This window comes from Planktothrix rubescens CCAP 1459/22, assembly GCA_904830895.1.
Classification (GTDB): Bacteria; Cyanobacteriota; Cyanobacteriia; order Cyanobacteriales; family Microcoleaceae; genus Planktothrix; species Planktothrix agardhii.
In genome coordinates this window covers 4,930,368-4,952,383 of sequence record LR882958.1, presented here as the reverse complement: position 1 = coordinate 4,952,383, position 22,016 = coordinate 4,930,368, and the positions used below count along the sequence as shown (strand labels likewise).

Here is a 22,016-nt window from a genome sequence, read left to right as displayed (position 1 = left end):
TTATAATAATAGCGATCGCCTTTAATTACAGGAGAATCTATGAATTCAACTACCCATGAACAAGACTTTTATGCCTGGACACAGGAACAATCACAGTTATTAAAAACCGGACAACTCCATCAAATTGATTGGCAAAATATTGCTGAAGAAATAGAAGATATGGGACGCTCGGAAAAACGACAATTAGACAGCAGATTAGAACTCTTAATTATGCACCTCTTAAAATGGCAATTTCAGCCTAATTTACGCTCTCGCAGTTGGCAATTAACCATCAAAGAGCAACGCCTCCGTTTATCAAAACTTCTGCAAAAAAATCCTAGTCTTCAACCTAACTTGACTGAAGCGATAGAAGATGTTTACCCTTTGGCAACTCTGAGCGCGGAAAGAGAAACCGGGTTATCTTTATTTCCAGAAATTTGTCCCTATACCTTAAGCGAGATTTTATCCCTGGAATTTTTACCAGAATAAAAGTATTATTATTAAAGATAGAGCGATCGCTCTCATTTCTTGCTATAATACCCTGTAAAGGTTAACAACACTCAAAAAATATTTATGTCAATTGTTGTAACACTGACTCCCGAACTCGAAGCAAAACTACGAGAAAAAGCCACCAAGCAAGGACAGGATATTAATTATGTTGTCACTGAACTTCTCAATCAAATCTTAACATGGGAAACGGATGATATAGAAGCAGCGATTGAGGGCATTAAACGAGGGTTAGAAGATTTTGAACAGGGACGGTTTAGAGATTTTGAGCAATTTGCTGAAGAACAATATAAGGTATCGTTTTAACCATGCAGTTACAAGATTATTTAGAATTTATTAATCCTGATGAAATTCACCTCAAAGGTCATCGCATTGGTATTGAGGATGTGATCAAATATTATCTGGATGGATACACCCCAGAACAAATTTTACAGGAATTACCCACCCTGAACCTTGAAAAAATCTATGCTGTGATAACCTATTATTTACAAAATCGTTCTGCGATGGATGCTTATTTATTGCGATTATGGAAACAGCGAGAACAGCATTATCAAGAGTTTATAACTCATCCTTCACCGTTAAGACAACGTTTACAAGCGATTAAGCAACAGAGAGAACAGGAGAAATTAAAATATGAAAGTTCGGTTTCTCCTTGATGAAAATTTACCGCCAAAATTGAAGTTAGCGGTACAACGTTTCAATACAGATATTGATATCATCCGAGTGGGAGAACCAGAAGCACCCCCATTAGGAACTCTTGATCCAGAATTGCTGAATTATTTGGAAGTATCGCAACGATTATTAGTAACCGATAACCGCAATAGTATGGGAGGACATTTGCAGGATCATTGGGGAGAAGGAGGTCATATTTGGGGATTAGTTTGGCTACGTCCAGGTGGTACAATTAGAACTTGGTCAGAATCTTTAGTGTTAATTTGGGAAATCACTGAGGCTCAGGAGTGGTTAGACAAATTAGACTGGATTCCTTATTAACTATTATCATAATAACTTAGAGCGATATTCCCAGGTAGAACCTGGGAACAAGGCAAAATCGCCGATCAATTTAATGATTAATGAGTGTTGATATAAAACTCAAGAGTGAATGACTTGTAAACCTTTATTCAAGGTTCCTTTTATACCTTGACCTATACCCAAGGAGGCACAGACGGTTTCTAATGCGATAGCAGGAGGAAAAGCAAAAGAGGCTGCTCCATCAACGAGATAGCAAGTCCCGACAAGCATACCTGTTGTTGCAAACGCTTTAGCCGCATTACAACTACTTTCTTCGATTGCATTATCTGGACTATTGTAGTAGCATCTTGTAGCTGAGTTAATGGCTTGTTTAGCTGTTTCACCAATTGTAGTGATCACTGATGATCCTGCATTAGCAAGATCATCAAATGGAGAGGCATAGACAGGCTTGATATTCGCCACGATACCTAAAAACGCAATTACACCTGCCAATAATAGAATTGTCATTTTCCGTAACATCACAATGATCTCCTATTTTTGATTGTTCTGCATTTAATTAACTGTTGTTAACTTAGCATAATACTATAGCTGAATCTAGTACAGTATGACACTTTATGAATTGTCTAGTCTCTCATTAATTTTCCTCCTGTTGTTGAATGATGCGATGGGCTACGCGCCGATAGAGGCGATCGCTCTGTCGAACGACGTTTAGGCTCTGATAAAATATTAGTGTCTAGTAAATACTTAAGAGTCATAAATCAACCTCTCTCCCAGGTAATTTGTCGCGTAAATTCTCAAAAGTATTATCATCAATACTTTCTAAGTCTACCTTTTGTCTAAAATCTTGTAACGCTGACCAAAAATCATTAACCTCTCTAATTTCGACTAAAATTTCTTGATTATTCCGACTTAAGGCTAATTTAATTTCAACTAACATTGCTTCTTCGGGCGTTAGTTCTAAAAATTCAGCAACAGTTCCAACTTTCCAACCTTTAGCTTCTAAACGTTTCTTTTTTTCTTCATCCATTGCACTATTAATCCTGATCTCTGTCATATTGGGTCAACCTCTTTCTATAATACCCTCTAAAGGTTATCTTATTCTCTAAGCAAAGCATTAAACCCTTCTTGCAAAAAATGTTTATCATAAGTCAAAATATCTTGAATTCCTTTTTGACGCATAATTAACATTGAGGCACAGTCTGTTAAGCTGTAACCTTTATCCAATCTTTGGCTATAAAATCCAACAGCATTTTTAAACAATTCGCTGGTTTGAATAACTATTTCAACCTGTGAATCATTTTGTAATTTAGTAGTAATCTCAAGTGCAATTTGTCGCAAATACCGACCTTTGCTCGATAGGGCATTCAAAAGTTCAGTAAGTACCATTTCACTGGTAACAGGAACAAACACACCCAGCTTTTCTGTTACTTCTATGACACGTTGATGTAAATCATCACCTGGGTTAGCTAAAGCTTGTAAATATGAAGTATCCAAGAAAATAAACTTCATGAATCTTTAGCAACCCCATACAAATAATGTTCAAAGTTTTTAGAAAAATCTTTGGGTAATTTTTCCCATTCTGCTTGAGAAACAGTTGTACCAATTTCTATGATTTTTTGCCAGAAAGGAAGCTGATAATTGTCATCTTCTAAATTCTTGCCCCTGTCCTTTTCACTAATTTTTTGTATGGCATAGTTTATATACTCTAAAATCTCTTGCTTTGCATCTTCTTTAAGAAAAATATTATTCTTAATTAAATTGAGAGATTCAATTAAGCAGCTATAAGATAAAGATAAAGTATCAAGGATATTGGGTTTTAAAGCTTCACCTAATGCTGTTTTATTACTTACGACTAAAGAGTATCCAATTAAATGTAGATAAAAACTAATATCACCAGTTATTTTTTCCTCCCTCTGTGAAGTTAAAAATAGATCAGGATGGCTATGCTTCAAAGATCGAATTGTATTTTCAATGATTAGTTTTTCATACTCCCCTAAATACTTGGCTGCTTCCCAGGGAGTTTCATTTGATTTTAACCATTCCATAAACTGCTGGAGTTCATGACTTGTTGGAAAAGGTTTTTCAGATTTCACTGATGGGATTGTACTATTAATGTTGATTTCCATTTTTTTAAGCTGTATTTTATTACTAGGATTTTTACTATCTCATAATATAGTAACAGTCCCTTTTCAGATTCACAACTCCCAGATGCCAATGGTAACGCTAAGATAATTAAGGACTGTACCACTCGAAATGTAGTGAACTCAAAATTACTCTCTGACCCCCTACCCTATCCCAACAACTCCCCCAACACCATCCGCATTCGGGGGGCGAAACAACATAACTTGAAAAATGTTGATTTGGAGTTACCGCGCGATCGCCTGATCGTTTTTACCGGGGTTTCCGGCTCTGGGAAATCGTCCCTCGCCTTTGATACCATCTTCGCCGAAGGTCAGCGCCGCTATGTGGAGTCCCTGAGCGCCTACGCCCGCCAATTCCTCGGACAACTGGATAAACCCGATGTCGATGCGATCGATGGCTTGAGTCCCGCCATTTCCATTGACCAAAAATCAACCTCCCATAACCCTCGGTCTACCGTTGGGACGGTGACGGAGATTTATGATTATTTGCGGTTGCTATTTGGTCGGGCTGGACAGCCCCATTGTCCGATGTGTGATCGCAATATTGCGCCCCAAACTATTGATGAAATGTGCGATCGGATCATGGAACTTCCAGACCGGACAAAATTTATGATCCTGGCTCCGGTTGTTAGGGGGAAAAAGGGAACTCACCGCAAGTTATTATCGAGTTTAGCCTCCCAAGGATTTGTGCGGGTTAGGGTGAATAATGAGATTTTTGAACTATCAGAAAATATTGAATTAGATAAAAACCATATTCATAATATTGAAATTGTTATTGACCGCTTAATTAAAAAACCCGGACTACAAGAACGTCTCGCCGATTCCTTAACAACCTGTTTAAAACAGTCTAATGGAATTGCGATTATAGGAATATTAGATGATACATCTAATACTAATGATACACCAATAACATCAAAACAGGCAAGCTTTGAAAACCAAAAAGATCCAGAAAATAGCGACGAACTGACCCCCCCAGCCCCCCTTACCAAGGGGGGAGTTAATCTGGATAATCTAAATGAAGGGATAGGATCTTTACAATTGGTATTTTCAGAAAATTTTGCCTGTCCCGAACATGGGGCGGTAATGGAAGAACTTTCTCCTCGGTTATTTTCGTTTAATTCTCCCTTTGGTGCTTGTCCGAATTGTCATGGTTTAGGACATCTAAAAACCTTTTCCCCAGAGTTAGTAATTCCCGACTTAACTCAACCAGTTTATACTGCAATTGCTCCTTGGTCAGATAAGGATAATTCCTATTATTTATCAATATTGCATAGTATCGGTCAAGCTTTTGGTTTCGAGATTACAACCCCTTGGAATCAACTCACAAAAGAACAACAACATATTATCCTTTATGGTTCAGAGGAACCTATTTTAATTGAAACAGATTCTCGCTATCGAGAAAATAAAGGATATTATCGACCCTACGCCGGGGTAATTCCATTATTACAACGTCAATATCAAGATAGTGCTTCCGAATTACAAAAGCAGAAATTAGAACAATATTTAATTGATCAACCTTGCGAAGTTTGTTTAGGAAAAAAACTAAAACCCGAAGCCCTATCGGTGCGAGTTGGACAATATCAAATAGATGAATTAACGGGGGTTTCTATTCAGGATTGTTTAAACCGAATTAATCAGTTAAACCTAACCGAAAGACAGGCAAAAATAGCGGAATTAGTCCTACGGGAAATTAGAGCCAGATTGCAATTTTTACTCGATGTAGGATTAGACTATTTAACCTTAGCTAGAACCGCATCTACCCTATCAGGAGGAGAAGCCCAACGCATTCGGTTAGCGACTCAAATTGGGGCGGGTTTAACGGGGGTTTTATATGTATTAGATGAACCGAGTATTGGGTTACATCAACGGGATAATACCAAACTATTAAATACCTTGATAAAATTACGGGATTTAGGTAATACTTTAATTGTGGTCGAACACGATGAAGAAACCATTCGGGCGGCGGATCATTTAGTTGATATTGGGCCGGGGGCGGGAGTACATGGAGGCGAAATTGTTGCTCAGGGAAATATAGAGGTTTTGTTAAAAACTGAGCGCTCTTTAACAGGTGCTTATTTATCAGGAAGAAAACAAATCGAAACCCCTACGGAAAGAAGAAAAGGAAATGGAAAACGGATTAAATTAATTAACGCTACCCGCAATAACTTAAATAATATTACCGTGGAAATTCCGTTAGGAAAACTGGTTAGTATTACCGGAGTTTCTGGTTCGGGAAAATCTACCTTAATGAGTGAATTACTGTATCCGGCTTTACAACATCATTTTACCAAAAAAGTGCCTTTTCCCAAGGATTTAAAAGCCATAGAAGGATTAGAAGTATTAGATAAAGTAATTGTAATTGATCAATCTCCCATTGGTCGAACCCCCAGATCTAACCCCGCAACTTATACCGGAGTTTTTGATATTATTCGAGAGGTTTTTACAGAAACAATTGAAGCAAAAGCCAGAGGTTATAAAGCCGGACAATTTTCTTTTAATGTTAAAGGAGGGCGGTGTGAAGCCTGCGGAGGACAGGGTGTTAATGTGATTGAAATGAACTTTTTACCCGATGTTTATGTGCAGTGTGAAGTGTGCAAAGGAGCCAGATATAACAGGGAAACCTTACAGGTAAAATATAAAGGATATTCGATAGCAGATGTGTTAAATATGCCCGTAGAAACAGCTTTAGAAGTGTTTCAAAATATCCCCAGGGCGGCAGGTCGGTTACAAACTTTAGTGGATGTCGGTTTGGGTTATATTCAGTTAGGACAACCCGCCCCAACGCTATCAGGAGGAGAAGCCCAACGGGTTAAATTAGCATCGGAATTATCTAAAAGAGCCACGGGAAAAACGTTATATTTAATTGACGAACCTACAACGGGTTTATCCTTTTATGACGTGCATCAATTATTAAATGTATTGCAAAGATTAGTGGATAAAGGTAATTCTATTTTAGTAATTGAACATAATTTAGATGTAATTCGTTGTGCAGATTGGGTAATTGATTTAGGGCCAGAGGGGGGAGATAAAGGGGGGGAATTAATTGCCGAAGGAACCCCGGAAGATATTGTTAAAAATGATAAATCTTATACCGGGATTTATTTAAAACAGGTGTTAAAACAACATGATTCTACAAATATAGCAGTCGCGCCTGGGGTGTGAGGCCATAAAATGTCAGTATAGCAGGGAACAGGGAACAGTTCCCCTAGCCCTGCCCGTACACGGGGGGTTTGGGGGGGCTATTTCCTATTGCTAAAATAGGTTTTAAAAATATCCTGAGCAATTGGAGCTGCAGAAACCGCCCCATATCCCCCGGCTTCGACGACAACGGCGATCGCAATTTCTGGTTTATTCGCAGGCCCAAACCCCACATACATCGCATTATCAGGCTGTCCATGGATTTCCACCGTTCCTGTTTTTCCTCCCGTTAAAGGAATTGAACCATCATTTAAACCCCGTCCGGTTCCTTTTTTTACTACATCAATTAACCCAGCCTGAATCAGATTTAAAGTAGATACAGAAATCTTAGTTTTAATCGGTTTTGTTTGAATTGTATTAGTTTGAGATATTAATAAATGGGGTTGAACTCGCCAACCGCTATTAGCCACAGTAGAAACCATCACAGCTAATTCTAACGGGGTGACTAAGACTAAACCTTGACCAATTGCCATGGTCACCGTATCCCCAATATACCAAGGTTCGCCATATAATTTTTCTTTCTCTTTAGGAGTAGGAATTTGCCCGGGATTTGCGCCATCTAACCCCAATAAATCCAAATTAATTGTCCCAGCAATTCCTAATTCTTTACCCCATTTAGCAATATTTTCTGGCCCCGTTTTCACCCCAACCTGATAGAAAAAGGTATTACTACTAAAAGCTAAAGCTTCTTTAAATCCAATTATACCATAACCTTTTCCATGTTCATTAAAAGAAATTCCCCCAATTTTAATTGATGCAGCAGTAGGGATTTTAGAAGTAATGGAAAAATTCCCCGATTCAATTCCCGCCGTGGTGGTGACAATCTTAAAGGTACTCCCCGGAGGATATCCCTGTAAAGCTCGATTTAATAACGGTTGTTCCGCACTTTGTAGCTTTTTCCAGTCCTGATTTGTTACCTGATTTGTAAATAAATTAGGATCAAAAGTTGGGCCACTAGCTAATGCTAAAATAGCTCCGGTTTTAACATCTAAAACCACCACCGCCCCTCGACGATTTGCTAAGGCTTTTTCGGCGGTTTTTTGTAATTCTAAATCTAATGTTAACTGAACCGATTGACCCGGTTTAGGAGATTGTAACCCTAACTCTTGAATTTCCTGACCTTTGGCATCGACTTCAATTAATCTATTCCCCCAAATACCTTTGATTTGGGAATTTACTAATTTTTCAACTCCCATTTTTCCGACCATCATTCCCATCGGATAATTAGGATTTGCTTTTAATTCTTCCGGTGTTGCCTCTCCAATATAACCTAAAATATGAGCCGCTAATTTTCCATTGGGATAATGACGCCGAGATTCTCCCCGCACTTCAACACCATGTAAATTTTCCACTTTTTCTGCTAAACCAATAAACATTTCAGCAGAAAGATTCGGACTCACTCTGACTGGAATTCGAGATCTATATCCAGTTTTTTCTAATTTTTGCAGAATCTCAGAAGCGGGAAGATTTAAAATAGTATGGAGTTGTTCCGCCGTGATTTTCCATTGTTCAGGAGACTGTTCTTGGGGCCATAAATATACGGAACGCGAGAGTTGACTTCCCGCTAATAAATCTCCTTTTCGGTCTAAAATTTGACCCCGTTTAGCCGGGACAGGAATCAGACGTAAACGGTTATTTTCCGCCCGAATACGATTATATTCTCCCTCGATTAATTGTAACTGTATCAGTTTAATTCCTAAACCTCCAAAAAAACACCCAATTAACAATAATAAAATCACCCCTTTATGAGTCCGACGACGTTGGATGATTGAATTTTGTTGGGTTGGGATTGTCAGATATGGAGATTTAGACGGAAATAGAGATTCGTTAGCCATAGTTAAGAAATTCTTAGGTTAAACTTCATTATTCTTAATTGTTAATTCCGGTTTCTTGCCTTAAAATCAGAACAAACTGCCGCGTTTTCATGGGGGTCAGATGAATGAGTAGTAGTCATCATCTTGTTTTTCCTCCCCAGAGTTACTCTGGGGAATCCCTTACCACCTCTGAGGTTTTAACTCAACTGAATTCTCCTAACCGTGATGTTGCTGTTGGGAATGATTTGCTGATGTTTTTGGCTATACAAGCTCTACAAAGACAAGTTCCCCCCCGTCTGAAAGCTTTTGATGATTTTACGACCGAATTTCAACGGGAAATCTGCAACTATTTTGGCAGTTATCAACAGACCTGTATTTTGATTAATCAATTATTAATAACCGTTGAAAATCTGAATATTATTACTCAATATTGTCAGCAAAGTTCCCTAGGGAAAAAACTACCAAACGCTTTATATATTCATCGTTCGGCTTTACCAGAGTTAAATATTGTATTAAGAATATACGAACAATTAAGTCGTTTTTATTTACCTTCATTCAAACCCTTTACTCTGATTAAATTTCATACCAATCAATCATTAATTTCTTATTTATTTTATCCTGATTTTGATCAAGATCCCCATCCTGCCTTAACAGCTAGTTTTCAAGTAAATGTTAAAACTGGACAGGTAAATATTATGGATTATTCTAATAGTGATAATCCTCCAATTTTACATCGAAAAGAAACCTTTGTTACACCCAGTTATCCCAATTACCAAACGTTTAAACAACTCACCAAAACCGAAGAAAGATTAGGATTATTAGAAACACCTAAATTTTCATCCCTTCAAGAATTTATTAACTCAGAAACTCGTTTATACCGAACTATTGGAACTCGCAAAGGTTGGCAACAACACTTACATAAACATGGGGTAGAAATCCATGATCATCGGGTGATGAAACTTTCAGAAATAACTAATAATTTAACCGAATTTAATTCCGAAAATGCCTTACATTTTTCACCCAAAATTGAACGCCATCGTGCCGCTATTCCCCGTAAAAACTTATCCCGTCCGGTGCGTTTAGCCCTGGAAGCGGAAGTATTTCAAGAACATAGCACTTTTTTTGATTATGGTTGTGGATATGGGGGAGATATTCAACGGTTAGCTGAACAGGGGTATACAGGGAGCGGATGGGATCCTTATTATTCTCCCCAGACTCCCCAAATAGAATCGGATATTGTGAATTTGGGATATGTGATTAATGTAATTGAATGTCAAAACGAACGACGGGAAGCCTTAATTCAAGCCTGGAATTTAGCTCAAAAAGTTTTAATTGTTGCAGCACAAGTATTAGTGGATGCTCAAGAAAAAGGGATTATGGTGTATGGGGATGGGGTGATTACCAGTCGCAATACCTTTCAAAAATATTATCAACAGGAAGAACTTAAAGTTTATATTGATCAAGCCTTAAATGTTGATGCAATTCCCTTAGATTTAGGGGTTTATATTGTGTTTCGAGATGAGAGCGAAGCCGAAAAATTTCGAGCTTCTCGCTTCCGATCTCGGTTAACTTCTCCCCGAATTCGTTTAAACTTAAAACGGTTTGAAGATTATCAAGAATTACTCCAACCTTTAATTGAATTTATCAGCGATCGCGGTCGTTTACCTGTGGAAACCGAACTTCCAGAAGCCGAACAAATTCAACAGGAATTTGGCACTATTAAACGAGCTTTTCAAATTATTTTACAAGTTACAAATCCCGAAGAATGGGACGTAATCGCCCATAAACGCCGTCAAGATTTACTGGTTTATATTGCCTTAAGTCGATTTAGTCGTCGTCCGAAACTGTTTCAACTTTCAGAAGCAATGAAAAATGATATAAAAGGTTTATTCGGTAGTTATAGAAAATCTTGTGATTTAGCAGATTTAATGTTATATACTCTGGGTGATCCTAAAATTATTGCTAACCATTGCCAAAACAGTGAATTGGGTCAAAAACGAGCCAATTCCCTCTGGATTCATATTTCAGCATTGGAAAAACTATCTCCATTACTGCGACTCTATGAAGGATGTGCTAGTCAAACCCTGGGTCGTCCTGAAGGGGCAAACTTAATTAAGTTTCATATCAAAACTCCCAAAATTTCCTATTTATTTTCCGCAGATTTTGATCTCGAAACCCATCCGACCTTGAGTAACTGTATGCAAATTGACCTGCGGGATCTTCATGTTAGCTATCAAACTTATGATGGCCCCAACCCGCCAATTTTGCATCGTAAACACACCTTAGTCACCCCAGAGTATCCCCACCATCAACAGTTGGTAAAACTCTCTGACCAAGAGGAAAAATGGGGGCTATTCGATAACTTTGGGTTGATTCAAACGCGCCTGGGTTGGTTAAAATGTTTAGAAGATCATTGTGCTCAAATCAGGGGTTATCGTGTCTACTGGCGTACTGATGCCGATCCTTATCGGGTAAAATTATTACGTTCCGCTCGTCGGAATCGCAATAAATTATAGATTTTAACCCCGATATCTTTGTTCATCAGTAGCAAATTTATTGTCGAGTCAGGGTAACACGAATTAGATTGAACATTAAACAATGGATATTAAACAATTACTAGAAAAATACGCCCACGGGGAAAGGGATTTTCGAGGTGCCATCTTAATTGGGATTCAACTCAATGGCGTTGATTTAAGTAGTGTCGATTTAAGTGGAGCAAATTTGATTAATGCCGACTTGCAAGAAGCGGATTTAAGCGAAGCCGATTTGACCGGGGTTAACCTAATTAATGCTAATTTAAGTGGCGCTGATTTAAGTGGTTCTGATCTAAGTCGCGCCTATCTGAATGGAGCTAAATTAGTTGGTGCTTATCTTAACCGCACCCATTTAATTAATACCTATTTAAGTGGAGCTAATTTAATTTATACTAAACTAATTGGAGCTAATTTAACCGGGGCTAATCTAACTAATGTTAAATTAATTAATGCGAATTTGACTAGGGCAATTTTGACCAATTCTAATCTCACTGGAGTTAATTTAATTGGGGCTGATCTCACAAGTGCTAACCTTTTAGGGGCCGATCTTAGGGGTGCAAATTTAAGTGGAACCTTAATTGATGAAACCACCCAACTGAGTGATAAATGGCGACTGGTTCAAGAAATTGTCACCCAGGGGGGAATAGAACGGGATTTACGTTATGCAGATTTGAAAGAAACTAATTTAATTGGAGCAAATTTAACCCGCGCTGATTTAAGTGATGCGGATTTAAGCGGTTCTAATTTAAGTGGAATTTATCTCACCGATACAATTGTTGAAAATGCCAAATTTGTCGGTGTTGTCGGACTCTCTCCCGAAGCTAAATTAAACCTCAAACAACGGGGGGCTATATTAGATTAGGAATGAATTTTCTCTTGATCAATCTCTACTTAACTGTTAATTTTATTCAGGACTTGTAAATTCTGCCAAGCTTGAATAAAATTACCCTGCATCAGTTGAGAAACCCCGGTTAAAATCTTAAATTCAGGTTGATTGGGGTTTAACTCTAAAGCTGGTTTTGAAGCCTGTTCTGCTAATTTTGCTTGTAAATTATACAGATAAACAAATCCTAAATAGGCGTGAGCATTGGGGTTTTTACTATCAAGTTGAGTCACTATTTTTAATGCTGCGATCGCACCTTCAGCATCCTGTTGTAAAACATTAGCCAAAGCCAAATTATAAGCAAAATCCAATCTATTAGGTTCCTGTTTTAAGCGATATTCTAACGCCTTTTCCGCTTGAATGGTATAATCTTGAGTCGGATCATATTGATTAATTCTTCCCACCTGAGCAAAAATCGGATCTAACCCCTTAATTCCTGCGGGTAAATTCACAATTAATAATCTTAACTGCGTCACTAAATCCAATTCTGGGGCGACAATAGGAGGAGCTTTAGGATCAATTTTTAAAGTAATATTAGGAGTATTAATTTTATAGCTTTCCCCCGTTTCTCGGTTCAAATAAGTGGCTTCTAATTGATAATTTCCCGGAATCAAATCAACCGGAGGAAACATCGCCATTCGTTCTGTGACTTGATAACTTTGATCCGGTGCATCCCCATATAATTGTCCTGTTCCTATACCATGATCATGAATCCAAGATGATAAACTTTTGGGGTTAGGGTTAGTTAATTTCCAATTTAAAATCACAATTCCCTGCTGCAAATCCCGTAACGATCCTCGCCATTGATAACTAACCGGAACCGGAAGTCCGGGGGGGGCTTCAGTCGGAATTAAAACCCGTTCTAATTCTATTTTGGGAATTGATTCTTTTATAGGTAAAACTTCTACAAAGGGAATAATTCTTTGATATAAATTTAAAAAACTATTATCGGGTAATAGCCATTGTTTATTTAGCTTAAATTCGGGACTGGTTTCTAAGGTTTCCATCGTCATTTGTTGAGCATCTTGAACCCGATTTACTGAGCCCTGTTGTCCGGTTTTAGTCACAAACCAAGACATTGATCGCACATCCTGTAAAACATTCTTTTTATTCGTTCCTACCTGTCTCCCGTGAACCTGAGAACCTTGTAAGGAACCATAATAGTTTAAATTATGTTGATTAATTTCCGGCGTTGAAGGTAATACCCCTAAATTGCTTTTTAAATAGGGTTGTGCTTCAATGATTGCAGTAATCACTTGTTCATGGGGCCAAGGATTTCCTAAATAAACATGATGTTCATTTCCTGGGTTTAAAGTTCTAATTACCTGTCTAACTGGATAACTCCCAATTGGCCATAAATTAAACATCATTAATATTATTCCTAAACCCAAGGTTCCCCAGCGAATTTGTCGCCCCCAACCTTGAGGAAATAAGGTTAAAAAATAGGCTAAAACAATTGCTAAAACCGGAAGTAAGGGTAAACTATAGCGGAAATCTTTGTTAGGATTTAGGGAACAGAGGAGATATCCCCCAAACCAAAATATTGCTAACCATTTTAAGGATATCCAGTTTAATTTTAACTTTGAGAAATGTTGAAAGGGATGGTGCTGTTGATTCCAAGATAAAGAATAGTGTTTAATAATATAGAATAAAAAACCAATAATCGGAATAATTAATAGAGGGAAAGAAACATGGGCGGGAAGTAATTTAAAATAATATGTCCAAGCATCTAAAGTATTTAAAGCCGGATCACCTTCGGCGATCGCAGAATCAAGAGTCGCTCTTTTTCCTGAAGTTAACATTAATAACCAATTAGTTCTCGCCCAAGGAAAAATAATCGCTATTGATAATAATAAGGCTGCGAATAATTGTAAAAAACGGTTCCACTGACGATGTTTTAACACTCCTATTGTTACCCATAATAGGGGAGTAAATAGGAAAAAAAGAGCCGTTTGTTTAGTCAAAAGAGCTAACCCAAAAGTCAACCCAAATAGAATAGCCCACCGCCAAGAATGAGTTAGTTTTTTATCGGAATTAGATAGACCAGAAAACCACCATAAAGTCAAGCTATAGAAACTTAATGTCACCATAGCAGTTAAGGGATAATCGAGCAAAAATTGTAACCGATGTTGATAAAGTCCTGGTAAAATAGCGCATAACGCCGTTGCCCAAAATCCTACGGAACGATTAAATAATAATGTGCCTAAACCATAAACAGAAGCAAATAAAATAGCACTAAATAATAGATGAACCCCGTTAGTTTGATCCGGCCCTATTCCTAATAAATTCTGAAAGGGAATAGTTAATAAATAGGTCAACGGCGGAATTTTAGGGGACATCATCCACATCTGAGTCCACCAGTCCCCGGAAAACCATTGGGGATGTTGCCAAACTTGCCAATAATTTAACGCCTCATTCAGATAATCAGCCTGATCCCAAGCGGGAACAGACCGATCCATCCTAAACCATAGGCGATCGCTAACGGCCACCACCAGCCAAATTAAGCCAACCCCAATAAGCTCTGCGGGGGGTCTGTTGTGCTTCATCGTTGTACTTTCTAATAAGATTTGTGAACCCAACCCCGAGGGCTGAATCTCCAAAGTCAATTAATCACAGGGTTTGGAGACTAAACCCCTCCAATAAAATACTACGATCGATTCCGATTAGAAAAAATTTCTCCACAGGGGGGGTTGCCAAACTCGATCAGATTTGCTAGATTAGTGAAAGTGAAAACAAGCCGGGATAGCTCAGTCGGTAGAGCAGAGGACTGAAAATCCTCGTGTCGGGAGTTCAAGTCTCCCTCCTGGCATCCTTCAACACTAGACCGTTGCTGATTAACTCAGTTGCGGTCTAATTTTGTAATGGCGATAACGCCAATAGTCTTTGAGAATCCGATCATGATCAAAACAGAGGTTTTGCGGGATTCTCCAGGGTTCAAATAGTTCTAAATCTTTCGCGTCATCGGCGGCTTGGGGTTCACCAATTGCTGTGGCTAAAAAAACCACACTGAGGGTATGTTGACGGGGATCTCGATTCGGATCGGAATATACATAAAATTGTTCAATTAATTCGATATCTAATCCCGTTTCTTCTTTTGCTTCTCGAATGGCGGCGGTTTCGACGGATTCTCCATAATCCACAAATCCCCCAGGAATTGCCCATCCAAAGGGCGGATTTTTGCGTTCAATTAATACAATCGGTCTGGCTGGGCGATCGCTTAATTCAATAATAATATCAACGGTAGGAGCAGGATTGCGATAATTCATAAATCAGGGAATAGGGAATAGGGAACAGGGAATGAGCTATATCCGTAGAGACGTGCCATGGCGCGTCTCTGTCCTGGCTGTATCAGTTTATCGGGATCGAATTAATTCAAACCATAAGATTGAGGTTTTAAAATGGTGGGAATTTTTTCTAATATTTGGGTAACAACCTGTTGCGGGACACCACCAGGATTAATTTTAATTTCGAGATCGGCTTGAGCATACAAAGATTGACGTTTTTCTAATAGAATTTGTAATTGTTGTAACGGGTCGGGATGTTGTAATAAGGGTCGAGTTTGATCTTCTTTTAAACGGTGATAGAGTTCTTCAACAGGAACATTAAGCCAAATAATCATTCCATGTCTGAGATAACTCCAATTCATTTGTTTAAGAATAATTCCTCCTCCTGTCGCCACCACAAATTTTTTATAGGCACAAATTTCCGATAAAACTTGAGATTCTAAATCTCTAAAAACATCTTCGCCTTCCGTGGCAAATATATCAGTAATAGACTGATTAGTTGTTTTGCTAATTATGTCATCGGTATCTATGAATCTATACCCTAACTGTTTGGCTAATAATCCGCCAATGGTACTTTTCCCTGAACCCATCATCCCAATTAAATAAATATTGATGCCTTTTAATCGTTCTTGCAAAATTATTAGATCTCCTGAGAAATTAGCCATTAATTATATCATTTTATAGTTCAAATTTTCAACAGTAAATCTTAATTTTAGGGAAAATTAGGTTGATCCTCCTCATCTTCTAATCCCCAATCTTCTTGATCATAATTATTATGACTTTGAGGTTTAATATCATCTTGAATTTTTGTTTTAGGAGGCGGGGTAATAATTCGATAATCAGCATCATACACCGTTTCAACTTTCCCGACTCCGGTACTACTAGAATCTCGATCTTCGTAGGAATAGGCATAGGATGAATCCGAATCCGTTGCGGTTTGGGGTGATTTTTCTGGGGTTTCTCTCCCTTCTCGCTCCCAAGCAGGGTCAAAAGGTTTTACTTCTGTTTCCCAATCATCATCATCCGCAAAACGACTCCGACGGGGTTCGGGTTCAGAAGGACTCACGGAACTATGGGCCGTATAAACCGCTTCTGGAGTGGGTTCGACGGGTTCGGGAGTATAACCCCAAGAAGACTGATTAACAGGGTCTAGGGGCGGTTTAGCAACGGTTTCAGGGGATGTTTTAGAGGGAGAAAACGGTTTAACCTTCTGATGATTAATTTGAAATAAATTATGAATGATTAAATAGGTTAATATTCCCGCAGCGATCGCAATTAAAATCCAAACAGAAATAGGTAAAGTTGGCAATTGATTTCCTAAAAAAATCAAAGGTAAAGAGGGGGATAGATTTTGGATCGTAAAGATCGCCAAACCCCCCACCAGAATCAGTAAACTAATTAATTGTGTAATAGACATTTTACCAATTACGAATTATGAATTACGAATTTAAGAGGATGACGCAGATTAACACAGATTAAAATCCGTGAAATCCTCTTAAATCCGCGTTAAGATTTAGGAAAAATAGGGTTCGTCGTTATCCTCTGAGGCCTCACTACCACCACCGACCGCGACTAAATCAATTTGTTGACGATAGTAGTCTACACTTTTTACCTGGACTTCAACATTATCCCCAAGACGGTATTGGTTGCGATTTTTGCGACCGACTAAGGTTTGTTGACGAGAACGGTATTCATACCAGTCATCCTTGAGGGAGGAGACATGAACCAGTCCTTCCACCCGTAAAACCTTACCGCCGGGGGACTTCACCTCAATTTCCACAAAGAATCCATAGGACTGAACCCCGGTAATTAAGCCAATGAAGTTTTGACCCGTGCGTTCCTTCATGAACCCGGTTTTCTTGAGTCCTTCTAAGTCCTCCTCCGCATCCACAGCCACGCTTTCCCGTTCACTCAAATGAATCACTAACTGGTTAAACTGACTTTCTAAGTCATGCTGAATTTCCGGGGGAAGCACATTCCAGGTAATTTTCCCATGACAGGAAGAATGGCCCAAATCCACACCCTCCTTAGCCCGGGTGGAACGGCGATCGCGTCCTTCCTCAAACACGCTTTTGAGTACCCGCAAAATCTGTAAATCGCAATAGCGAGACAGAGGGGAAGTGCAATGGGTATAACAGGGAAGGGCCAAACCAAAATGAAGTTTAGCAGTGGTGCTATAAACCGCAGGTTTGAGAGTTTCCTCTAATAAATAACTCAAAACCCTTTCCGCCCGACTATTTGCCAATTCCTCCGTAAATTGTTGGAAGGTACTGGGTTCTACTTCTTCATCCTCATCCAAAAATAATTCCGTCCCCAAATGGGTTGCTAATTTCGCTAACTCCGAGACATCAGACGCTTCTGGAGGTGGTTGGACGCGGTAAATCGCCGGAACACCCAAAGTATGTAAATGACTCCCGACAATTTGATTCGCCAAAACCACCAATTCAGAAACCATCGCCCGGGCGGGAGATAAAGATGAGAGAACAATTGGCCCAAGTTCCCCTTCATCATTAAAATGACAATGACTATCGGGTAAATTTAGTTCAAAACTTCCCCGTTCTAAGCGAATTTGGCGTACCGCCCGACTTAGTTCCAAGAAATTTTCTAGGACATTCGCAAAAGGCGAGGGTTCACCATCGAGAATGGTCTGGGTTTGTTCAAAGCCGAGTTGATGATCAACCCGGATCACACTGGGTTGGATCTCGTATTCCGTTACCCGTCCCGCCATATCGAGGGTGATCATAATTGAGATGGCCAATCGTTCCTCGTCGGGAACTAAAGCCAAGCGATCACCAGAAATGGTTTCGGGATAAATCGGAATTAATTTATCCGCTAAATGAATCGCCGTTCCCCGTTTGCGGGCTTCTCGGTCAAGATCACTATCGGGAAGAATATAATGGGCAGCATCAGCTAAATGAATCCCTAATTGCCAATGATCGGATTTTGTTTGTTCAATACTAAAGGCATGATCGATACAGGGTGGATGGTTCGGTCGTTCTGAATCCTTGAAAACCGAAAATTCAGGATTGCCTAAATCCGGTTGAAAACTAATCGTTAAAACATTGCGAATATCAACCCGATTTTTTAAGTCACTTTTTTTCGGGTTACGGTCAATCGCCTCCGCTTCCCGTAGGACTCCGGCGGGCCATTTGCGGGGTAAATCGTGTTTACAACAAACAATATCCAAATCATCGGCATCTTCGGCATCGGAACCGAGAATTTGGACAACGTGACCTAGGGGACGATGAACACCAATGGGATAACGCAGGACTTCTACATGAACCAAATGATCCACAGCCCCGGACAGTTCCGACGGATCATTAATTAGGTCTAATTCAAATAACAACCGATCATCTAAAGGAACCGCCCGATATCCGGTTTTGGATTGTTTAATTCTGGCTAAAACCGAAGGATTCGCCCGTTCTAAAATCACATAAACTTCCCCTTCGGGAGAACGGCGACGACTGCCTTCTTTAATGATTCTAACCAGAACCCGATCGCCATTCCAAGCGGTACTTAGATGACTTTCGCGAATATAAACATCTTCGGCTCCTTCAGCATCTTGAATGGCAAAACAGAAGCCTTTACTGGAACATCGGAGTTTGGCTTCGACAATTCCTTCTTCGGGAACCCGACGATAGCGACCTTTATCTTTTTCCAGAATTCCAATTCTTTCCAAAGCATCCAAAGCAATCTGAAACTTTCGGAGACTTTCCTCGTCGGGGGCGAGTTTTTTCTCTAAAGCCTTGGGGGTGACTAATTTATCATCGGAAAAATAGGCTAATAGTGTAGCGATTGAAAATTCCATGTAGCGATTAATCCTCTTTTTGTCAGAATCAGGTTTTGGGTGTTAGGGATAGGATATTGGGTGTTAAACGGGTGAAGATTGAGCAAAGAAGTGATTTGGTGCTTTCCACACATCGGACACCCAACACCCAATCCCCAAAACCCCATCTTTAAAACACCTGGGGGGGAACTTCTCACGGGCTGATTGTACCAACCCCATAGGGACAGTGTTACAATCAAGGATGCACAAAAGCCGTCCGTTAGATATAGAGGCTACAGGCTAAACAGAGGAGACCCTAGTATCTATTCCCTTGGGCAATGCTAACTTCGAGCTTATGAAATAGCACCTAATGTTGATTCCCTTGGTGCTTGTGAGATAGGGTATAGAATTTGTGACGTTTAGCTTTGTGAATGACTAATCTTTAAGTATATCGTAGTTTGTTTAGGAATTATTTATTATGTTGGCTCAATTGCGATCGCGTTATCCGACGGCAAGTTTAATTTCTGAGTTACTCACCATTTACCTAGGAAAATATGTGGTACGGGCGGTGGTTGAAATCGACGGGGCGATCCTAACCACGGGATTAGCCGCCGCCGATACCGTTGAGTTAGCAGAGGATCAAGCCAAAAAACGGGCGATTCAATCCCTAGATATTGATACCACCCGACCCCAATCTTCTACCCCCAGGGAACCTTTAAAACCGACACCCATGGAACTCAAACCGGAAGTTGCGACGCCTGTTTCAGTTCCCGCAGCCTCTCCTAACCTTGAGAGTCCACCCCCCCTCGCTCCATCTTCTATCCCCGATCAAGATTCTGAGGGAATTCCCTCCGCGTCTCTCACCTCCGATGATTGGTTATCAGCCACCTATATTCAGCCCAAAACCGACAAGACCCCGGACAAGGATACGGAGAGCAAATCGTCCTCTGCTAAGGGTTCTAAAGGACGTAGTGCTTCCTTACCTCCGGTTCCTGCAAGTCCCGAAGTTATCCCCACCTATCCCGATGAACCCGAATTTAGCCAAGCCTCGGCGGGTTCTGGTCGTTCTTTCGAAACAACGGATTTTTCCTCGGATATTGCTAAAACGGATATTGAATTAAAGCGGCTACAATGGACGCAGGAACAAGGTCGCGCCCATTTACTCAAAACCTATGGGAAACGGTCTCGCCAGCATTTAACTGATAATGAATTATTGGATTTTCTGCACTATTTAGAGTCCATTTCCATACCGACCGAATCCCCCTAAAATCGGTTTTAGTCTCCCGTAATATGTACGACTAATTCCCGTGTTTGACGATGACGTCGATGTTCCCAGAGATAGATTCCTTGCCAGGTTCCTAATAGTAACCGTCCTTGGGAAATCGGAATTTCTTCAGAAGTATTGGTCAGAACAGTGCGAATATGGGCGGGCATATCATCGGCTCCTTCGGCATCATGAATATAATAATTGCCTTCGGGAACCAACTTAGATAAAAAGTTCTCTAAATCCCTCAAAACATCAGGATCAGCGTTTTCTTGGATAATTAAACTGGCGGAAGTATGACGTAAAAATAGATGGCAAATTCCGATTTTTATCCCAGAATTATTAACCACTTCCTGTACATAAGCCGTAATTGTAGAAAAGGATTTTCCACTGGTTTGTATTTCTAAAATTTCTTGATAATGCGCCATAATTTTACCCGTAGTAAGCCCTTCAGGGCTTAATTATCCTTAAATAGTAAAGTTAACCCATAAGATAGTCAATCACCCCTTGAGCGATCGCTTCATTCCCATTTTTATCTAAGGTTTCAGATAAACGGGGTTTAATTAAAGGTTGGTGTAGAAAATTCCAATCCTGTTCAAAAAATTCCGTCGCCGGAATAATCTGATGTGTCCCATAATTTTCTAACCATTCTAATAAAACTGGAGCTTCTGCAAATCCCTCTCGGGTTAAAGAAACAACCGGAATATCTAACCGTAATGCCTCCGCAAAGGTACTATAACCGGGTTTAGAAATTACCTGCCTACATAGGGGCATTAAATCCACCGGACGCAGATGGAATAGATGGGAATTGTGATCGGGTAATTTCAGAGAATTACTGACTTGAATTAAATTCGGAAAGGGGGGTAAATGTTGATCAAAGGTAATAAAGGTATAATCCGATAACCGTTCAATATTATGATAGGGAATTGCCGATAATCCCAAACCACCAAAAGTTAATAATATGGTTTTTTCCGGTGGGGTTTTAATCCCTAATGTTTTTCTCAGATAGTCTAAATCAAACCGAGGATTTCCCCCGGTTAAACCCACATCAATTTGATGGGGAAAAGCTGTCATCGGTTCATGGAGAGGAAACCGAAATAGGCGATCGCATTGACTAAAACAACCGGAAATCCAATCTGCTAACTCCATAAAATCTTCCCCCCAATCTCGATAGATAAAATCCCAACCAAAATTACCCATCATCCAACAGGGAACCCCCGCAGCCTTAGCAATTTCCGTAGCCAGGGGAGAAATATCAGCTAAAATTAAATCAACTTTATTTTGTTTAATAAAATTCACTTCCCCGGCAATAATCGCCCGTTGCTGTTGACGGATTTGTTGCCATTGTTCCCGGGTTGCTGCTGTATCCATGGTCAAACTATCGGACTGTACCACCCCCACATCAAAACCGCGAGGACGGATAATAAAATCTCCCTCCAAATAAGATTCTAATAACCATCGAGGGGCTGTTGTGACGAGAATTAATAAAACATCAGGACAACGCCTTTGGATTTCATTGGCAACCGCAGAGGTTCTAACCGCATGACCAAATCCATGATTGGTAATTGCTAAATATACAGTAGGTCTTGACATTGTAAAAAAAATTTAGTTTAGATTAGATTAACAGAAATTCAATTTTGGTGATTTGATCAAATAATCATACTTAAGATAGAT

The 22,016-nt window shown here is 39.6% G+C and carries 21 protein-coding genes and 1 tRNA gene; 9 read left to right on the top strand and 13 right to left on the bottom strand.

What is annotated here, in order from left to right; genetic code table 11:
- Positions 1-39: 39 nt before the first annotated feature.
- The 4 genes from NMG86_RS22460 to NMG86_RS22445 all read left to right on the top strand — a co-directional run bounded on the left by NMG86_RS22460 (position 40) and on the right by NMG86_RS22445 (position 1,479).
- A complete protein-coding gene (locus NMG86_RS22460; protein WP_026796547.1) occupies positions 40-468 on the top strand; it encodes a DUF29 domain-containing protein in 429 nt (142 codons plus the stop codon).
- 84 nt (positions 469-552) lie between these two features.
- Positions 553-792, top strand: coding sequence for a hypothetical protein (locus NMG86_RS22455; protein WP_026787765.1), 240 nt, complete (start codon positions 553-555; stop codon positions 790-792).
- A 2-nt stretch (positions 793-794) separates the two neighbouring features.
- Positions 795-1,142 carry a DUF433 domain-containing protein gene (locus NMG86_RS22450; protein ID WP_026787764.1) on the top strand — a complete coding sequence of 116 codons (348 nt, stop codon included), beginning with the start codon at positions 795-797 and terminating at the stop codon, positions 1,140-1,142.
- Positions 1,120-1,479 (top strand): DUF5615 family PIN-like protein, encoded by a 360-nt coding sequence (locus tag NMG86_RS22445; RefSeq protein WP_026787763.1) that lies wholly within the window; start codon positions 1,120-1,122, stop codon positions 1,477-1,479. The genes NMG86_RS22450 and NMG86_RS22445 overlap by 23 nt, the downstream gene beginning before the upstream one ends.
- Before the next feature lie 99 nt (positions 1,480-1,578).
- Here NMG86_RS22445 and NMG86_RS22440 read toward each other — a convergent pair whose 3' ends face one another.
- The 5 genes from NMG86_RS22440 to NMG86_RS22420 form a co-directional block, all read right to left on the bottom strand.
- The gene (locus NMG86_RS22440; RefSeq protein WP_148291988.1) at positions 1,579-1,980 is read right to left on the bottom strand and encodes a hypothetical protein; all 402 of its coding nucleotides are present in this window, start codon (positions 1,978-1,980) and stop codon (positions 1,579-1,581) included.
- A 101-nt stretch (positions 1,981-2,081) separates the two neighbouring features.
- Positions 2,082-2,213, bottom strand: coding sequence for a type II toxin-antitoxin system VapC family toxin (locus tag NMG86_RS22435; protein ID WP_144018138.1), 132 nt, complete (start codon positions 2,211-2,213; stop codon positions 2,082-2,084).
- The gene (locus NMG86_RS22430) at positions 2,210-2,485 is read right to left on the bottom strand and encodes a hypothetical protein (protein WP_087882109.1); all 276 of its coding nucleotides are present in this window, start codon (positions 2,483-2,485) and stop codon (positions 2,210-2,212) included. The genes NMG86_RS22435 and NMG86_RS22430 overlap by 4 nt, the downstream gene beginning before the upstream one ends.
- Before the next feature lie 68 nt (positions 2,486-2,553).
- A complete protein-coding gene (locus NMG86_RS22425; RefSeq protein ID WP_237747561.1) occupies positions 2,554-2,952 on the bottom strand; it encodes a type II toxin-antitoxin system VapC family toxin in 399 nt (132 codons plus the stop codon).
- An 11-nt stretch (positions 2,953-2,963) separates the two neighbouring features.
- Positions 2,964-3,584 (bottom strand): bilin-binding protein, encoded by a 621-nt coding sequence (locus NMG86_RS22420; protein WP_052338568.1) that lies wholly within the window; start codon positions 3,582-3,584, stop codon positions 2,964-2,966.
- A 132-nt stretch (positions 3,585-3,716) separates the two neighbouring features.
- On the opposite strand from NMG86_RS22420, the gene uvrA reads away from it, so the two are divergent.
- Positions 3,717-6,761: an excinuclease ABC subunit UvrA gene (gene uvrA / locus NMG86_RS22415; RefSeq protein WP_043939012.1), complete on the top strand. Its 3,045-nt coding sequence runs from the start codon at positions 3,717-3,719 to the stop codon at positions 6,759-6,761.
- A 77-nt stretch (positions 6,762-6,838) separates the two neighbouring features.
- On the opposite strand, the gene mrdA is transcribed toward uvrA, so the two are convergent.
- Positions 6,839-8,632, bottom strand: a complete 1,794-nt coding sequence (gene mrdA, locus NMG86_RS22410) for a penicillin-binding protein 2 (protein ID WP_026796544.1) — start codon at positions 8,630-8,632, stop codon at positions 6,839-6,841.
- Between the two features lie 230 nt (positions 8,633-8,862).
- On the opposite strand from mrdA, the gene NMG86_RS22405 reads away from it, so the two are divergent.
- Complete coding sequence (locus NMG86_RS22405; RefSeq protein ID WP_071783103.1) at positions 8,863-11,127, top strand: DNA phosphorothioation-associated putative methyltransferase; 2,265 nt, start codon at positions 8,863-8,865, stop codon at positions 11,125-11,127.
- A gap of 82 nt (positions 11,128-11,209) precedes the next feature.
- Positions 11,210-12,007: a pentapeptide repeat-containing protein gene (locus NMG86_RS22400; RefSeq protein ID WP_026796543.1), complete on the top strand. Its 798-nt coding sequence runs from the start codon at positions 11,210-11,212 to the stop codon at positions 12,005-12,007.
- A 29-nt stretch (positions 12,008-12,036) separates the two neighbouring features.
- Here NMG86_RS22400 and NMG86_RS22395 read toward each other — a convergent pair whose 3' ends face one another.
- On the bottom strand, positions 12,037-14,574 hold the full coding sequence (locus tag NMG86_RS22395) for a phospholipid carrier-dependent glycosyltransferase (protein ID WP_026796542.1): 2,538 nt from the start codon (positions 14,572-14,574) through the stop codon (positions 12,037-12,039).
- A 190-nt stretch (positions 14,575-14,764) separates the two neighbouring features.
- Here NMG86_RS22395 and NMG86_RS22390 point away from each other — a divergent pair.
- Positions 14,765-14,837 (top strand) — tRNA-Phe (locus NMG86_RS22390).
- 25 nt (positions 14,838-14,862) lie between these two features.
- On the opposite strand, the gene NMG86_RS22385 is transcribed toward NMG86_RS22390, so the two are convergent.
- From NMG86_RS22385 to NMG86_RS22370, 4 genes are all read right to left on the bottom strand, one after another.
- Positions 14,863-15,294, bottom strand: a complete 432-nt coding sequence (locus NMG86_RS22385; RefSeq protein WP_026787757.1) for an NUDIX domain-containing protein — start codon at positions 15,292-15,294, stop codon at positions 14,863-14,865.
- A 101-nt stretch (positions 15,295-15,395) separates the two neighbouring features.
- A complete protein-coding gene (locus tag NMG86_RS22380) occupies positions 15,396-15,947 on the bottom strand; it encodes a shikimate kinase (RefSeq protein ID WP_237747560.1) in 552 nt (183 codons plus the stop codon).
- A 77-nt stretch (positions 15,948-16,024) separates the two neighbouring features.
- A complete protein-coding gene (locus tag NMG86_RS22375) occupies positions 16,025-16,729 on the bottom strand; it encodes an ABC transporter permease (RefSeq protein ID WP_026796540.1) in 705 nt (234 codons plus the stop codon).
- Between the two features lie 96 nt (positions 16,730-16,825).
- The gene (locus NMG86_RS22370) at positions 16,826-19,120 is read right to left on the bottom strand and encodes a ribonuclease R family protein (protein ID WP_026796539.1); all 2,295 of its coding nucleotides are present in this window, start codon (positions 19,118-19,120) and stop codon (positions 16,826-16,828) included.
- A 436-nt stretch (positions 19,121-19,556) separates the two neighbouring features.
- Here NMG86_RS22370 and NMG86_RS22365 point away from each other — a divergent pair, with 436 nt between their 5' ends.
- Positions 19,557-20,345: a slr1353 family protein gene (locus NMG86_RS22365; RefSeq protein ID WP_043939014.1), complete on the top strand. Its 789-nt coding sequence runs from the start codon at positions 19,557-19,559 to the stop codon at positions 20,343-20,345.
- A gap of 8 nt (positions 20,346-20,353) precedes the next feature.
- On the opposite strand, the gene NMG86_RS22360 is transcribed toward NMG86_RS22365, so the two are convergent.
- A complete protein-coding gene (locus NMG86_RS22360; protein WP_026787753.1) occupies positions 20,354-20,770 on the bottom strand; it encodes a secondary thiamine-phosphate synthase enzyme YjbQ in 417 nt (138 codons plus the stop codon).
- A gap of 52 nt (positions 20,771-20,822) precedes the next feature.
- Positions 20,823-21,935, bottom strand: a complete 1,113-nt coding sequence (locus tag NMG86_RS22355; RefSeq protein ID WP_026796538.1) for a hypothetical protein — start codon at positions 21,933-21,935, stop codon at positions 20,823-20,825.
- Positions 21,936-22,016 lie beyond the last annotated feature (81 nt).

Coding starts and splice junctions, on each gene's coding strand:
- NMG86_RS22460 (WP_026796547.1), top strand. CDS start 40: ATGAATTCAACTACCCATGAACAAGACTTTTATGCCTGGACACAGGAA.
- NMG86_RS22455 (WP_026787765.1), top strand. CDS start 553: ATGTCAATTGTTGTAACACTGACTCCCGAACTCGAAGCAAAACTACGA.
- NMG86_RS22450 (WP_026787764.1), top strand. CDS start 795: ATGCAGTTACAAGATTATTTAGAATTTATTAATCCTGATGAAATTCAC.
- NMG86_RS22445 (WP_026787763.1), top strand. CDS start 1,120: ATGAAAGTTCGGTTTCTCCTTGATGAAAATTTACCGCCAAAATTGAAG.
- NMG86_RS22435 (WP_144018138.1), bottom strand. CDS start 2,213: ATGACTCTTAAGTATTTACTAGACACTAATATTTTATCAGAGCCTAAA.
- NMG86_RS22430 (WP_087882109.1), bottom strand. CDS start 2,485: ATGGATGAAGAAAAAAAGAAACGTTTAGAAGCTAAAGGTTGGAAAGTT.
- NMG86_RS22420 (WP_052338568.1), bottom strand. CDS start 3,584: ATGGAAATCAACATTAATAGTACAATCCCATCAGTGAAATCTGAAAAA.
- mrdA (WP_026796544.1), bottom strand. CDS start 8,632: ATGGCTAACGAATCTCTATTTCCGTCTAAATCTCCATATCTGACAATC.
- NMG86_RS22405 (WP_071783103.1), top strand. CDS start 8,863: ATGTTTTTGGCTATACAAGCTCTACAAAGACAAGTTCCCCCCCGTCTG.
- NMG86_RS22400 (WP_026796543.1), top strand. CDS start 11,210: ATGGATATTAAACAATTACTAGAAAAATACGCCCACGGGGAAAGGGAT.
- NMG86_RS22395 (WP_026796542.1), bottom strand. CDS start 14,574: ATGAAGCACAACAGACCCCCCGCAGAGCTTATTGGGGTTGGCTTAATT.
- NMG86_RS22385 (WP_026787757.1), bottom strand. CDS start 15,294: ATGAATTATCGCAATCCTGCTCCTACCGTTGATATTATTATTGAATTA.
- NMG86_RS22375 (WP_026796540.1), bottom strand. CDS start 16,729: ATGTCTATTACACAATTAATTAGTTTACTGATTCTGGTGGGGGGTTTG.
- NMG86_RS22370 (WP_026796539.1), bottom strand. CDS start 19,120: ATGGAATTTTCAATCGCTACACTATTAGCCTATTTTTCCGATGATAAA.
- NMG86_RS22365 (WP_043939014.1), top strand. CDS start 19,557: ATGTTGGCTCAATTGCGATCGCGTTATCCGACGGCAAGTTTAATTTCT.
- NMG86_RS22360 (WP_026787753.1), bottom strand. CDS start 20,770: ATGGCGCATTATCAAGAAATTTTAGAAATACAAACCAGTGGAAAATCC.
- NMG86_RS22355 (WP_026796538.1), bottom strand. CDS start 21,935: ATGTCAAGACCTACTGTATATTTAGCAATTACCAATCATGGATTTGGT.